Here is a 15,265-nt window from a genome sequence, read left to right as displayed (position 1 = left end):
TTGTGTTGTTTGCATTCGAAGGGCAGGAGTTTTTCCCCCAAATCAAAGGGGGATTGCTGCAGATGCACATGCGGGCGCCGCTCGGTTTACGAATAGAGGCCGCAGGCCGAATTGCGTCGCTCGTCTCGAACGACATTCGGGAGATGCTGCCTGGCAATGTGGATGCCGTCGTGAGCAACTGTGGGCTTCCCGTCGGCGCCCATAACCTCGCCTTCATTCCCACGCCGACGATCGGCACCCAGGATTGTGACCTCACCATCACCTTGAAAGATGAAAGGTCGCCGGTTTGGGACATTCGGAACACGCTCCGTAAAGGGTTGTCCGAGCGCTATCCCGGAACGGAGTTCACGTTCCAGCCGGCAGACCTGAGCGATAAGATTCTCAACTTCGGGTCGCTTGCGCCGATTGACCTGCAAATTAATGGCCCTGACCTCTATGCCAATTATGAGTACGCTCAAAAGTTGGCCGGAAAATTCCGGCAAATTCCCGGAGCTGCGGATGTGTATATCTACCAGACGATGTTTCAGCCGACCATTTTAGTCGAAGGGGATAGGAGATTCGCGCTGGGCCTGAATCTCAATCAACGAGATTTCGGCTTCAATATGCTCCTGGCAACGGCCGGTAGCCAACAGATCGATCAAAAGTATTGGCTCGATCGTTCGACCCAACAGTCCTATCGGCTCAATGTCTATACACCTCAGCCTCAGCTGGCGAGCATCGGGGATCTCCAGACCATTCCGGTGGCCCCGGAAGAGCGGGAGGCGTCAGACGGAGGGGAAGCAAAGCTACATTTGCTCGGCAATGTGACCAAGCTCTCGTTGATCGGCACACCCGGCGTGGTCACGCATCGAAATCTCCTTCCCATGATTGATGTGTTGATCTCAGCGGAGGGAAGAGATCTTGGCGGGGTGTTGGAGGATGTCAAGCATATCGCGGAGAGCATGAAGGCCGACCTGCCCCGCGGTGCGGAAGTAGAAGTGCATGGCCAGGCCGAGGTCATGCACGACGCGTTTGTCGAGCTCGGAGGCGGCCTCCTCATCGCGATCGTTCTGGTGTATCTCTTGATCGTCGTCAATTTTCAATCCTGGCTTGACCCCTTCATCATCGTGACGGCCTTGGTGGGTGCCTTTGCTGGTATTGCATGGGCACTGTTTGCCACACATACGTATATTTCAGTTCCGGCGCTGACGGGAGCGATCATGACGATGGGCACGGCTACCGCCAATTCCATTTTACTTGTTGCCTATGCACGCGAACGACTGGCTGTTCATGGCGATGCGATCCGGGCCGCGGTCGAGGCCGGGAAAGCTCGTATTCGCCCGGTTCTGATGACCGCCGCCGCGATGATTTTCGGCATGCTCCCGATGGCGATGGCGAACTCTCAGAACGCACCGCTGGGTCGAGCCGTCATGGGAGGGCTGACAGTTGCAACGCTGTTCACTCTGTTCTTCGTGCCCTGCATCTATGCCATCATTTATCACCGCCGAACGGTTCTCCAAAAGGAGCATGCCTGATATGAATAAGCTAGGTGGGAAAGTCATACTGATTCTCGTCATTATCGCGTTTCTAGCCATAATGGTTTACCGAATCAATGAGGGCCAGCACGAAGCGGTTGCTCTGCAAAAGAGCGCGGTGGAAACGGCCGTCACCCCGGTCGCTCTCACTCGAGCCAAGATCGTGGAGCCGAACGAATCCATTACGCTGCCGGGGAATATCGTCGGGTGGTACGAAGCGCCCATCTATGCGCGTGTCGAAGGCTATGTGAAGGCTTGGTACAAGGACTATGGGGACATCGTCAAGAAAGGCGAGATCTTGGCTGAAATTACCACGCCGGACCTCGATGCGGAGTATAACCAGGCCCATGCTGATCTGGAATCCGAACGGGCCATGAACGCGCTGGCTCAACTGACCGCACAACGCTATGTGGCCATGCGGGAACACCAAGCGCTTTCGGAACAAGCCATCTCCGTACAACTTGCGGAGGCTCAGGCTGCGGCTGCAAAGGTCAAAGCAGCCGAACAAAAGGTGAAGAACATCGAGGCCTTCATCGGCTTCAAGAAAATCACGGCCCCCTTCGATGGTGTCGTGACACAGCGGAACATCAATGTGGGTGACCTGGTGAGTAAGGAGGGGAATCTTAGCGGAACTGATTCCAAGAATAACCTCTTTACTGTGGCTGAGGTGGATAAGCTCCGTCTCTTTGTGAACGTGCCGGAGGCCTTTGGGCCTTTCCTTGCCAACGGCTTGACTGCCAACGTGACAGTTCCCCAACTCCCGAATCGCCATTTTAATTTCAAGTTTCTCACCGTAGCGAGGGGGTTTGATGTGAATACACGCACGGCCGTTTCGGTCTTTACCATCGACAATAAGGATCGGGCACTCTGGCCGGGTTCCTATGCCAGCGTTCACCTCACTGCGCCGGTCGATAGAAAAGTCATGACCATTCCGACGAGTGCATTGGTGTTCCAAGAGCACGGCACGCAGGTGGCCGTGGTCTCGGAGGATGACAGTCTCCACTTCAAGCCGATCACCGTTGCCAAGATCTATGACAATTTCATCGAAGTGTCGGAAGGACTCACTGTGAACGACCGGATCGTCAACAATCCCAGTGCCGCATTGCTCGAAGGTGATAAGGTGCGCGTCGTCACACCGGTGGCCGGATATGACATCGTTGGTACACAAGCCAAGGCGCCGGAACCAACGGACTCAAAACACTGACTCTCAACCACATAACGGCAGTTATCTTATGAAAAACCAACGTTCTCGCCACCGGTTCGTCAATGAACAGTTCACGAGGTGTGGTCGCCTCGCTTGGGTAGGGCGCAGCACGGCTCTGCTGGCGATTTTGAGTCTGCCGGCCTGCGGCTGGTTTCCCGCCGTCAATCTTGCACCGAAGTATGAACCGCCGCAATACGTCGTCCCCGACTCATGGAAGGGGGCGAGTCCCTTCGTTGTGGCAAAACCTTCCGATGAAGCACTGCGACCAGATTGGTGGAAACTGTACGAGGATCCCGTGCTTGACCGGCTCATAGACCAGGCCATGGCCGCGAATCCTGACCTCCACGCGGCAGCCGAGCGGTTTGTCCAAGCGCGGGATATTATGATGGCGGCAAGATCGGAGTATTTCCCACGGATCGGTCTTGAGATGGGTGCGTCTCACAGGAGGCAATCGTTTGATCGGATCTTCCGGCCTGAGAACAGTCCGCTCCAGTCAAGCACCGTGGAACCTGGCGGTATCGCATCCTGGGAACCTGATTTCTGGTCTCGTCTTCGCAATGCCGCTCAGGCGGAGATCTATCGTGCCGAGGAACGTGCCGCAGAATATGGACTTGCACGACTCAGCCTTCAGGCTGAGATCGCGGGGAATTACTTCGCGATCCGCGGGTTCGATGCCCAGACGGCGATCTATAAACAATCGATTGATCTCTACAAAGACACCCTGAATGTCGTCAAAACTCAGTTCGCGGGTAAGATCGCGTCGGCGCTCGACGTGGCGCGTGTTGAGTCATTGCTTTACGGCACAGAATCGAAATTGGCGCGAATTGAAGGACAGCGCCAGGTCGCTGAACAGGCGATCGCAGTCCTGATCAATCTGTCACCGGATAGTTTCAAGCTGGACCCGGTAGATGAGCTTCGGGTCGCAAAATTCGGTATTCCAAACACACTTCCGTCCACCCTGCTTGAGCGTCGACCGGATATCGCCATGATGGAGCGACGGATGGCCGAGGCAAATCGGGTGATCGGGATTGCGAGAGCGGCCTTTTTCCCCAATGTGTCATTCCGGCTGAGCGGGGGATTTGAAGAGAAAGGTCTCGATCTCCTCAAAATTGCGAACAGTTTCTGGTCCTACGGCGCGGTCTTCGAATTGCCATTGTTCCAGAGCGGATATCGACGAGCCCAATTGCAACAGTCCTGGTCGGCCTATCGTGAAACAGAGGACCTGTACCGGATGACGGTCTTGAAAGCCTTTCGCGAGGTCGCGAACAACTTGACGATGACCAATCGATTGACGGTTGCGGCAGAGCGTCAGGATGCGACGGTCGGGGCAAATTTCAAAACACAGAATCTCACCATGCAGCTCTATCGGGGCGGTTTGGCGAACAGTCTGGAAGTGATCTATGCCCAGCTTGCCACGCTTGAGGCTCGCATCAGCTCGGTCGAGGTCAAGACGGAACTGCTGAAGTCATCCGTTGAGCTGGTTCGTGCCTTCGGCGGAGGATGGAATCGCGATCAACTGCCGACAGACGATCAGATTCAACCGTTCGGGTTGTTCCAATACTCTGATCTCGATAAGCCGAAGCCGGTGGGAGGAATCGACGTCAATGTTGGTGAAGCGGCGAAGCCCTACAACGATCTGACAGCTCCCAAGGCTCCGCCGACATCCGGGAGTAACCCGTGATGCGTTCTTGCGTGACGCGATAGCGAGTAGCCCGACCAAGAGGCCGAGATTCAGAAATGAGCTTATTCCACACCAGGACAGAGCCGTGGTGCACCTACGTGGCAAGCGGCCACATACGTGAAGTCTGGGAGGAACGAATAACATGATGAAAAGAAAACTGGGTGCATGGATGGTCGGAATCCCCTTGATTGTTCTGCCTTGGTTTCCAATGCAGGGAAGGGCGGCGGATATACGCGGGTTATCTCCGGAAGTGGTTGCGGATTATATTCATGCCGTCGTAGAAAGCCATCGGGCGTTCTACACGGCCCATGTCGTTTCTCCTCTGGAAGAGCAGGACGCAGCCAAAGCAAGTGGTGAGTGGCGTGATCAGAAAAAATCCATCCCGCTACCTGTTCAGATCGTGAATGAGACCAGTCAGATGTTTACGACCCAATCCACGGGGCTTCGATACCAATTGATCAGTCTGTGGCCAATTAATCGGAAGAATGGTCCGCGCGATCAGATCGATAAGAACAGTCTGGAAACCGTCAGGACCAAGCCGGAACGTCCGGTTACGCGTACCGTCAAGATCGATGGTCAATCTTACTTTCGTGCGATTTATGCCGATGTGGCGCTCAGCCCGGCGTGCGTGGCCTGTCATAACAGCCATCCAGACAGTCCGAAAAAGGATTATCAAATTGGTGACGTGATGGGTGGCTTGATTATCGAATTTCCAGTTGGAAATCGGTAATTCAGTGGGAACTCCATATCGGGACAATAGGCGATACGACAGAGGTCACCAGATGATGGACGGTGATCATTGGCCACGAACTGTACGAGCTTGGTTTCCCAGGATCTCCTGAGAGGAGCAATGACAGTATGCGTGTAAAGGGAATCCTTCTAGAAGACAACCAAGGTAGAGAACTTGTAATGATGTGTCTCTCCCCAACAAAACCCTCGGAAAAGATGTTTCAGCTGAGGGGCTGGCAGCGGCGGCGGCTGGTGCCGTTTCGTTCCACCGAGGAAGAGTCCAAAGAAATCATGGCAAAAGTACGCCTCGCCCTGAGTGGTATGCGTGGGACGTCTGTCAGTACAATATAGCCCACATTCTTGAGCATTCTGCTGTTGCAGCCGTCGATCTACTGTTACGACACCCCAGTGGCCGGCGGGCTTTCCCCTTCAGACCTTCGACGTGCCGAGTGAGTACGCCTCTAAGGTCCGCGCGCAGGCCTCGCGACGCGGCCGAGCAATTACACAACGCACCCTCATGAAGAATGCAGACAGGGGGTGGGCTCAGCGATAGGAATTGTGACGCGAGAATAGCCGGGGCACTCCTGTAGAGATAGCCGAGGCGATCTACATCGTGAACGTTTGCACGGGATGAGGAAAACAAAACAAAGGGGTAAGAGGGGCTTCGCAACTATGGGATCCCGCAGTTGCATTGTAAGCACTTCCAGCGCGAGCGTTGGTAGGACAGTCAATAAGACGATCACCCCGCGCGCATCAAATCAGTTCAGTGCAGGGAAAGGAAAACAGCTTAAATGGAATCGGCCGGCCCTGTGAATTCTGTAGGCGGGAAGTGTGAAACGCCTTCAAAGCAGTGATGGTTCGTTCAACGTGATCCGGGGGGAGCATCGCAAAGATCACGGAGTTGGTCCCGGGATAGAAGAACGAACCTATGACGTTCCCGGTAATTCCCTTGCCCTCGGCATTATTGATGAGGGTGTAGGCCGCAATCCCGCTTTCATGCAACACGACCTGGAGATCCTCACTCATTGATGAACGAAACACAATCATTAACGCTGTCATCATGGTCGGCATCCTTTGTAAGAGTCATGGTCACTATAGCCAAATGTGGAGTAGGGAGTAGTCGTTCGGCATAAATCCTGACGTTCAGGAGTTTGTGAATATCTCACGGTGGTGAGGTCAATTCCGTTCCTTGTGTTCTAAACGTTAACAATAATGGGCCCGCTGTGAAGGAGCTCAGCTCGGTCACCATCGGATTGCTCAGTCGTTCATTCACAAAAGTTTGAAGGTCGGTTTCGGCAAGGGCATGTTGATCAACGACATGGCGGACAATGGACCCACTGAAAAACCCAGCGCTCGTGCGGAGATCCCACGTGCCCAGATAGGTACAGGCCTGGGAGCTGACCCTAAATGTCGTCGGCAAGAAGGCCTGCCAGATGCCCAGGGCCGTATCAAAATTCAACGCCGTGAGCTCGTAAGAACCGGTTGGTAGTTTCAACAGGAACGGTCCGTCCTTCGGAAGGGGATCGATAACGTACTCCTTCCCTACCGTCTGTTCCTTTAGTCGCCACTGCATATGGAAGGACGTACGAAACGGTTTCTTGGGAGACTGGAATGCCTCGCCGTTCGTATCGGTGAGCTGGATACGACCGAGCACCAACCCTTCGTCCGATCGTATCGAATCGATTGCCCCCGGCTTCATCGGTGAAAGTACAGCGGCACAACCCACCACCATATTCAATACGAGAACGAGTGGAATAAATGCGATCCTGCCGAGTTCCAATCTTGTGTGTCTTTGACCATGGGGTTCTGGGGTAGGGGTGAGCCATAGCATAATAGAGCTCCTTCTTCCTCAGAAAATTGCTCACACACTGTGCGCAAAGGTCTGTTCCAGGGATTGTTGGCACGGGAGGGTAGACGACCTATTGCTCCTATTTCCCTCGCGATCCCCGGTACTGAAAGGAATGGAGCAAGAAGCGAGCCGCTGTACAGAATGGTCGATGGTTATGGATCACGCTGATTGGAAAGGGGAGAGTGGGATCGGTAGCGTCAACTCAAGATAAATGTGTCTTGACGTAAACGGGATCACCCCATCCAAGCCCCTATTCGCACTGAGCGGTGGGTGCGTCATCGCTCACTTTTGAATTTCTGTCTGTGCTATTGGCTCCGTGTGTATTTGTTGGATACGAACTCCGTCCTGCGCTAGTCAGATGGCTAGCTGGAGGATCATGGCAATTGTATGAAGTCTATTAATCCATGGTTGATGCAACAGAACTCCTGATTCTGCATATGGGACCTGCGACGAATGAATAATCCTAATTATAAGGAAGCAATATGCTCAGGCCGATTTCAACTAAGTAAGGTTGGGCCGCGAGTTCCAGCAATCCCCTCAATTCCACTCAATAATCAAACCGGACTCAGGGAAGATTCCAACGGAAAACCGGGATACCTAGTTATAGGGATAGAAAGTGAGAGTGATAGGCCACTATGATATGGATCTCCTTTTGTATACAATACGGGGATTTATTAAGGCCACTCTCAGTATGCGCTATGTCAATGTATCAAGGTGCAACTTTTCGAAGACTTCCCGGAGAAAATGGATTAGCTATTGGAGATCTAGAGTCATAACCACCATCTCAAGGCATGATCGCATTCGCACTGTGAGTCATATGCTATTCCGCACGATGCGGCATTGTTACGCTAGGACCGAATTCCTGAAGGATCGTGAGCGTTATGGATTCAGCTCGGACACCAAGAATTGAAGGTATGTACCGCTCGGCTCAAGGATCGGTCCCGCGTGGGTTGGGAAAGCAGTTCCTGGCATTACATATGCTTTGAGTAAGATAAATATCAGGGGTCTATCTCTGTTCACACCGACAAGAGTCTTTGCCGCTGTCATGTTGGTGAACGGTAAATCCGTAAGCTCTCCGAAATAATAATGGAGACTTTCCGGCGCAAAGAGGTAGACCGGGTCAAGATGTGGGAGAAATCGTTCATTGGAAACGAAACAGCTCTCCAGAGATGAAAAGCCCTCAAACGGCGTTCCTGGACTGAAATACTGGCGTCATGACCTCCTCGCCGGATTACAGGTCTCGTTACTGGCCTTGCCGCTTTCACTCGGTATCGCACTCGCTTCGGGAGCCCCTCCTGTTGCGGCGGTGATGTCAGCCATCATCGCTGGATTTGTGTTTCCGCTGCTCGGCGGCACGTATGTCACGATCGGCGGGCCGGCGGTTGGTCTGGCCCCAGCGTCTTTAGCCGGGATATTGATCCTGGGCGGAGGGAATCTGGACGAGGGGTATCCTCTCTTTCTTGTGGCCGTCTGTCTTTCCGGGGCCATTCAGGTCCTGCTGAGCAGATATGACATCGGACGCCTGGCAATGTATTTCCCCAGTTCCGTATTGCAAGGGATGTTGATGGCCATTGGAGTCCTCATCATCATCCAACAAATACCTGCTCTCTTTGGCCACTCGGATTGGTCCTATACGAGGGACGTTTCAGAAGCCCTCCGTCGTCTGCCCGCGCAAATCATGGCGCCGAACATCCAGGTCTTCAGCATCGGCCTCATCGGCCTCATTCTTCTCGTTATCCTCAACAGCGCACTTCTCAATAAGTACCCTTGGGTCAGGGCTCACTCCCCCTTACTCGTTGTCGTATGGGGGGCTGTGGCGGGAGGGGTACTACATATCCCTAAAGAGAATCTGATCTCCGTTCCCAATAACATCCTGGCCCAGGGAGTGCAGTTCCCACATTTTATTGCTATCTGGGAACGACCTGACCTGTGGTTTGCTCTTTTTACGACGGTCGTCCTCTTGACCCTGATCAATGCCACGGAGTCGCTTGCGACGATCCGTGCAATCGATAAGATTGATCCCTTCAAGAGGAGGTCGGACCCCAACGTGACGCTGCGAACGGTGGGCGTGTCGACCATGCTCTCGGGTCTTGCCGGAGGACTCATGATCATTCCTGGAGGAATAAAAAGTACGGCGAACGTCTTTGTCGGCGGGAAAACCTTGTGGGCCAATGCGTACTATGCCGGATTCATGGCTCTCTTTCTCTGGTTTGGGACCGCACTGATTAACCGGATTCCCATCACGGTTTTGGCGGCCCTGCTTATTTTTATCGGCTGGCGGCTGTGCGCTCCGGTCGTGTTTTTCCGATTATGGGCGATCGGGAGGGAGCAGATTCTGATTGCCGGGGCTTGCGTGATCGGGACGATCCTCACGTCCAGTCTCCTGGTGGGGGTGCTCCTGGGAGTTGTGGCAAAGATTGTGCTGTTGTGCCGCGACGTGCTGATGGGTTTGACCTTCACCCCACAATTCCGAGCCGCACAGAACGAAACCCTTCAATCCGCCATCCTGGCATCCTTTAAGGAGCTGTTTCGTGATCCAATTATTCGAATCGGGGATGGTCGTACTGGGCCGGAAAGCGTACCTGTAGTGACGGAGTCAGGGGGGCACATGAAACACCCATATAAGATTTACCTCTCCTCCGTCAGTTGCATGAACGTCATGAAACTCGAGGAGCGACTCAATCTTCTCTTGGCAGAATCCCAGGCCCAACACACGTTTCTGCTCATTTTCAGAGGATATGTCGTTGACCATACGGCGATGGAGTATGTGTATTATTTCAAGGAGCGTTGCCACGAAGCAGGTCATCGGTGCGTCATCCTGGGCAATGAACGGTTTGTCGCTCATTCGAAGCATGCACTGGCCTATCGGGTGAATCAGATGCGTGACAGCATGGCATATGTGTGACACGGCGACGGTGAAATGTTCAGGGCCCATCCGAAGTGCGACGATGATCGTCGAAACATCTGTGGTGACTACGGGAGTGCCTCCGGCTCACCGGATGCCCATTCGGATGACGAGACAGGATTTTCCTGAGCAGAGTGAGGCCCCTCCTCGCGCTCGCAACCCGCAGTCCTGGGAAAGAGCAAGAGGCGCAGTCTTCCGACCGACCAGCCACGTGCCAGTGAGAAGGAGCATCACCTGATGCAGGCCAGCATTTTCATCGTTGATGATCAGGCTGCCTTTCGGGCTGCACTGGAGAAACTGCTCTGTCGCATGCAACATCGAGTACGGACCTTCCAATCCGGAGAAGAACTTCTTGCCGTCGTTGAGCAAGACCCCCCGGACTTGATTCTCCTGGATCTTAAGATGCCCGGATTAGACGGCATACAAGTTCTGGAAGCGTTGCGAGCCAAGACGAGGGAATCGCTCGTCGTGCTATTGACCGCGTATGGAACGGTCGAGGATGCCGTCGAAGCCATGAAGCTCGGCGCCTTTGATTTTCTTATTAAGACCATTGATTTGGACGATGTGGAACGCGTGGTCACTCGGGCGGTAGAACATATTCAATTGCGACGACGGGTGTTCCACGACCAGCAACATCAAGCTGAACAATATCACTTAGACGATCTCATTGCGGACAGTCCTGCCATGAAGGCGCTGGTCGGGCAGCTACAGCATCTGATGCAACTGGCCAATGTGCCCGTTCTGCTCATGGGGGAGACCGGAACCGGGAAAGAGTATTTAGCCAAAGTCATTCATCACAGCAGCACACGGGGGAAAGGTCCGTTCGTCAAGATCAGTTGTACGACGCTCTCACCCCAGCGGTTTGAGCGCGACTTATTCGGATATGAGCGCGGGGCCTTCGCTGGGGCGGAGCGGAGGAAGTTGGGTCTGCTGGACCAGGTGGATACCGGTACTCTCTTTGTCGACGAAATCGGCGATCTTGACTTATCCATGCAAGGGAAAGTCGTCGGTATTGTGCAGGATCAATCCTATCGGAGACTGGGTGGAACCGAGGATATTGTCGGAGATTTTCGTGTGATCGCCTCGTCCTATCGTGATCTCAAGGCAGAAGCAGCGGCCGGCCGATTTCGAGAGGACCTCTTTTATCGTCTCAATGTCGTGCCCTTGGTGGTACCGCCGCTCAGAAATCGTACCGAGGACGTCATACCCCTCGCCAAACTGTTTATGACGAAGTACGGGTTGGAGCTTGGAAAGGAGGTCACGGACATCGATCCGAGAGCCGTGAAGACGCTTCAGCAGTATCCATTTCCCGGGAATGTGCGTGAACTTCAAAACATGATTGAACGGGCGATGATGTTGTGTGTGGGCCGAACCCTGACTCCGGGAGATCTGCCCGGGGCTTTTTAGGTTGTCGTGGCTGCGGAGTGATCGTCGAGCCCTTGCTGGAAAATTGTCTGCGATAAGACTGGGCGCAGGGTCGGAGTGGATGATCCGTGCCGACGGAATGGGCGTAACACATGCAAGCTCTGTACAAGTTTCTGGACAGCCTTCCGATTCTTCCGAAGCTCCTGCTCATCCCTGCCGTTCCTCTGCTCTTCCTGCTTCTGTTAGGCGCGATGCTTTCGATGGACGTCCTCACGTTTTTCCACGACGAGGAACGCCTGAACGAGCGCTATCTCCTTCAGAAAACGGTGGCTCAATACATGCGATCAGTAGCCGACCTGGAAACGGCATTTCTGGGATACTCGATCACGAGAAACGACCAGTACTTCGAAGGGTTTAAGCAACGGCGAGAGACGCTGCGTACATTCGAGCGGGAATTGGTCGGCAGACTTCCAAAAGAGGAGGATCAGCAATTCAGAGAACTGCAAAAAGCCGTCACCAAATCAGTCGAAGAGAAGGAGCGATTGGTTGACGCGGTCAAGGCAGGTTCGCAGACAGAGGCTGTTCGATACATTCACGAGGGGAAAAGCCGAGAAATCATGGTTGAGATACGCACCTGGATGAGGCGTTTTGAGGAAATGGAACAGCAAACGACGCAACAGGAACTGTCGGCGTTGAACTATGATCAGATCCGAACCATCTTTATTATCTTGGCTGGCGGGGTTGTGACCCTTGCCCTCATCACTCTGGGCCTCGCGGTTATCGCTCGATCAATCGTGGCTCCGCTCGTCGATCTCTCGAAGGCTATGGATACAGAGACAGCCGATTCGGTTCCCAAGATTCCGGAGCTTGATCGCAAGGACGAGATCGGAGAATTGACAAGAGTGATGGGCGCGATGAGCGCACGAATCCGACAAGACGTGGAGGAGCTCCAGCATTCGGAGTATTCACTCAAGAAATTGAACGCGTCCCTGTCTGCTTCCGAAGCCAAGTATCGGGGATTGGTAGACCATGCTCCCGTCGGCATCGTGATGACGAAAGGCGTGAAGGTCACATTCAGCAATCGATACAATCAGCAGTTAGCCGGGCTTGATCCGGACAAGGACGTCGCGCCCGCCACGTTCCTCCAATGCATTCATCCTGCCGATCGTAGCCGCGTCCTTACGACCTTGGCTCAAGCAGTGGCCGAAGGCCGACCGTGTGAAACAATCTTCCAGTTTGTCCATGAGGACGGGGTTGTTCGAAAGATCTTAAGCCGACATGTCCCCATCATGGATTTGGAATCATCGGATATCGTCTATGTGGGTTTCAATATCGACATTACGGCTCTCGAAAGCCTGCAGGTTCGACTGAGTCGGGCAGAAAACTTGGCGACGCTGGGGCAGGTTGCGGCAGGTATTGCGCATGAGCTCAGGAACCCGTTGGTTGGAATTGGGTCGACGGCCAAAGTGCTGTTGGATGACTTTGAGCCTGCCGACGCGAAACGAAAGGAAGTTGAAGTCATCCTGGCGGAAACTCGGCGGTTGGACCGCATCGTCAATGAAATCGTTGACTTTGCACGTGTTCGCCGTCTTGCACCGACTCGCGTTGATCTCACTCAATTGGTCAATGAAGTGGCAAAATTGCTGCACCCTCAGCTCGAACAAAAACACCTCGCTCTCAAGACCAACCTGTCGCCAATGATCAACGAAGTTCACGCCGACCGTGATCAACTGAGACAAGTGCTTCTGAACGTGGTGCACAATGCCTTAGAGGCGACACCCAATGGAGGGTCTCCGATTCAAATCACCACGGATGAGTTGTTTCGCGAGGAACGCCCGGGGATCATGATTCAAGTAAAAGACGCGGGGCATGGAATTTCTCAGGAACTGATCGGCCAGATATTTCAGCCCTTTGTCACATCCGGGAAACGAAGCGGGACCGGATTGGGGCTCGCAATTTGCAAGAACATCATAGAAGCCCACGGGGGAGACATTTATGCCAGTAGCGAGGTCGGCAAAGGCACGATCCTCGGTATTTGGATGCCGCTCGAGCAAGAACCGGTCTCAATGAGAGGTTAATTCATGCGTGCAACGATATTTGTCACAGACGACGAGCATGTGATTCGCACGGCGATCGTCAAGCGTCTAGCTCGACAAGGACATGCCGCCGTCGGGTATGAGTCCGGTGAGGCCTTGATGGATGCGCTTCAACACACGCACCCTGATCTTGTGCTGCTCGATCTCAAGATGCCGGGCATGAGCGGCCTGGATGCACTCAGGCATATTCGGCATTTAGCTCCCACCGCCCTGGTGATCATGCTGACGGCCTATGGCTCGGTGCAGGATGCCGTAGAAGCAATGAAATTGGGAGCCTATGACTTCTTGATCAAGACCGTCGATCTTGAAGGACTCGATGTTGTAACTGGTCGTGCGATCGATATGCTGAAGCTTCGGCGTCGCCTGGAAGCAGAGCTCAGTGGTCAAGAAAATCAATTTCACCTGAGCAATCTCCAAGCGCACAGCCCAGCGATGAAACACTTGCTGGAGCAGGTCCAAGGCGTCGCCGAGAATCCAAAGTCCTCCGTTATGCTCCTCGGAGAAACGGGCACAGGAAAAGAATTTCTTGCCAGAGTCATCCATCATAACGGTCCTCGATCCGCCGGACCTTTCGTGGGCGTCAATTGTACCGCCATCCCCAAGGATCTATTTGAAAGCGAGCTATTCGGATACGAGCGAGGGGCTTTTACCGGGGCAAATCAACGAAAGTTAGGTCTCCTCGAAAAGGCCGAAGGAGGCACACTGTTTCTTGATGAAATTGGCGACTTGGATATGTCGATGCAGGCCAAGTTGCTGCGTGTGATTCAAGAACGTTCGTTCAGGCGGCTGGGAAGCACCGACGATCTCGGTGTTGATTTCCGTCTCATCACGGCGACGAATCGGGAAATCAAAAAAGATGTGGAGCGAGGAGTCTTTCGAGAAGATCTCTATTTTCGGCTCAATGTCGTCACCTTCGAGATCCCTCCTCTTCGCAAACGGGTGGAGGACATTATCCCGTTGTGTCAGCGAAGCATGATGCGATTTGCCCACGAGTTCGGCAAGTCGGTTCCGGAGCTTGATGCCGGGACGCGCGTGATTTTGGAACGCTATCATTACCCGGGGAATATTCGGGAGCTTGAAAATATCATCGAACGGGCCATGATCTTTTGTTCCGGGCAACTGTTGACCCCTGATTACCTGCCTCGTGAATTGCGTGAAACGGTTAAACAGATCACCACCTCCGTATCCGTCGGAGAAGAACGGCTGATCCGTATTGAAATGCATGTCGGGAAACAAACGCTTGAGCAAATCGAGGAGTCGATTATCGACGAAACATTACGGCTTGCCGACTACAATAAGAGCCTCGCGGCTAAACAGTTGGGGCTCACGAGATTTTCTTTAGATCGACGATTGAAAAAGCACAATTGAACGGGTCGTCTGGCCGTATCGGATCCCCTCTCTGTCAATGTTACGCGCGAACGAATCGAGAGACTGGAGGCCCAGAATGCGGCTGTCAGAAGGAATGGAGACTAGGAGAGAGCCGGCCTGACCTTTTCAATATCGACAACGGGCGTTACGTTTGAAAGGTTGGAACGAGCCGGCTCCGTCCAGCCCCTGCTAGTCGTTTCCCAGACGGCAGTCATGGTTTGCCGCCTTTCTTCCCAAAGTACTCTTCCCTACCGACAGCGACATCCGCGACATACATAAAGCCTGAGTGGCGTTCGAAGAGAGGCTTGAGACCAGCCAGGATCGGTTCCACCTTTTCCTCCGGAACGACCGTGAGGATCATTTCGAGGCTTTCTTGCTCGCTGAACATGAAATGGGCCTCTCTCACTCCATGGTGCCCTTTGCCGGAGATGTTACCGATAATCGTATACCCGCTGGCATGCACGCGATCCAGCAGTTCGGTCACGAACGCCCGGTGTTCGCCTGCGACGATTACACGAACTTCTTTCATCGGATGCAACCGTAAGCCACCCATC

11 protein-coding genes are annotated in these 15,265 nt (G+C 53.7%); 8 read left to right on the top strand and 3 right to left on the bottom strand.

Annotated elements, in window-relative coordinates; all coding sequences use genetic code 11:
- The 4 genes from ACMTNU_RS12940 to ACMTNU_RS12925 all read left to right on the top strand — a co-directional run.
- Positions 1 to 1,514, top strand: a 1,514-nt coding sequence (locus ACMTNU_RS12940) for an efflux RND transporter permease subunit (RefSeq protein WP_413935676.1), incomplete at its 5' end; no start/stop codon positions are given.
- A gap of 1 nt (position 1,515) precedes the next feature.
- The gene (locus ACMTNU_RS12935; protein WP_413935675.1) at positions 1,516 to 2,718 is read left to right on the top strand and encodes an efflux RND transporter periplasmic adaptor subunit; all 1,203 of its coding nucleotides are present in this window, start codon (positions 1,516 to 1,518) and stop codon (positions 2,716 to 2,718) included.
- Between the two features lie 28 nt (positions 2,719 to 2,746).
- Positions 2,747 to 4,399 (top strand): efflux transporter outer membrane subunit, encoded by a 1,653-nt coding sequence (locus ACMTNU_RS12930; RefSeq protein WP_413935674.1) that lies wholly within the window; start codon positions 2,747 to 2,749, stop codon positions 4,397 to 4,399.
- A 142-nt stretch (positions 4,400 to 4,541) separates the two neighbouring features.
- Positions 4,542 to 5,129 carry a DUF3365 domain-containing protein gene (locus tag ACMTNU_RS12925; RefSeq protein ID WP_413935673.1) on the top strand — a complete coding sequence of 196 codons (588 nt, stop codon included), beginning with the start codon at positions 4,542 to 4,544 and terminating at the stop codon, positions 5,127 to 5,129.
- Positions 5,130 to 5,881: 752 nt separating this feature from the next.
- On the opposite strand, the gene ACMTNU_RS12920 is transcribed toward ACMTNU_RS12925, so the two are convergent.
- Positions 5,882 to 6,190, bottom strand: a complete 309-nt coding sequence (locus ACMTNU_RS12920; RefSeq protein WP_413935672.1) for a PG0541 family transporter-associated protein — start codon at positions 6,188 to 6,190, stop codon at positions 5,882 to 5,884.
- A 100-nt stretch (positions 6,191 to 6,290) separates the two neighbouring features.
- Positions 6,291 to 6,959 (bottom strand): hypothetical protein, encoded by a 669-nt coding sequence (locus ACMTNU_RS12915; RefSeq protein WP_413935671.1) that lies wholly within the window; start codon positions 6,957 to 6,959, stop codon positions 6,291 to 6,293.
- A 1,162-nt stretch (positions 6,960 to 8,121) separates the two neighbouring features.
- On the opposite strand from ACMTNU_RS12915, the gene ACMTNU_RS12910 reads away from it, so the two are divergent.
- The 4 genes from ACMTNU_RS12910 to ACMTNU_RS12895 all read left to right on the top strand — a co-directional run bounded on the left by ACMTNU_RS12910 (position 8,122) and on the right by ACMTNU_RS12895 (position 14,711).
- Positions 8,122 to 9,882, top strand: coding sequence for a SulP family inorganic anion transporter (locus ACMTNU_RS12910; RefSeq protein ID WP_413935670.1), 1,761 nt, complete (start codon positions 8,122 to 8,124; stop codon positions 9,880 to 9,882).
- 237 nt (positions 9,883 to 10,119) lie between these two features.
- Complete coding sequence (locus tag ACMTNU_RS12905) at positions 10,120 to 11,289, top strand: sigma-54-dependent transcriptional regulator (RefSeq protein ID WP_413935669.1); 1,170 nt, start codon at positions 10,120 to 10,122, stop codon at positions 11,287 to 11,289.
- Positions 11,290 to 11,399: 110 nt separating this feature from the next.
- Positions 11,400 to 13,325: an ATP-binding protein gene (locus tag ACMTNU_RS12900; protein ID WP_413935668.1), complete on the top strand. Its 1,926-nt coding sequence runs from the start codon at positions 11,400 to 11,402 to the stop codon at positions 13,323 to 13,325.
- Between the two features lie 3 nt (positions 13,326 to 13,328).
- Entirely contained in the window at positions 13,329 to 14,711 is a 1,383-nt protein-coding gene (locus ACMTNU_RS12895; protein ID WP_413935667.1) for a sigma-54-dependent transcriptional regulator, read from the top strand.
- Positions 14,712 to 14,922: 211 nt separating this feature from the next.
- Here the strand turns inward: ACMTNU_RS12895 and ACMTNU_RS12890 are convergent, their stop codons facing one another.
- Positions 14,923 to 15,264, bottom strand: a complete 342-nt coding sequence (locus ACMTNU_RS12890; protein WP_413935666.1) for a P-II family nitrogen regulator — start codon at positions 15,262 to 15,264, stop codon at positions 14,923 to 14,925.
- Position 15,265 lies beyond the last annotated feature (1 nt).

The organism is Nitrospira sp. BLG_1 (assembly GCF_047338595.1).
Classification (GTDB): Bacteria; Nitrospirota; Nitrospiria; order Nitrospirales; family Nitrospiraceae; genus Nitrospira_D.
Note: the sequence above shows the minus strand (reverse complement) of the source record. Positions and strands in the feature narration are given on the sequence as shown.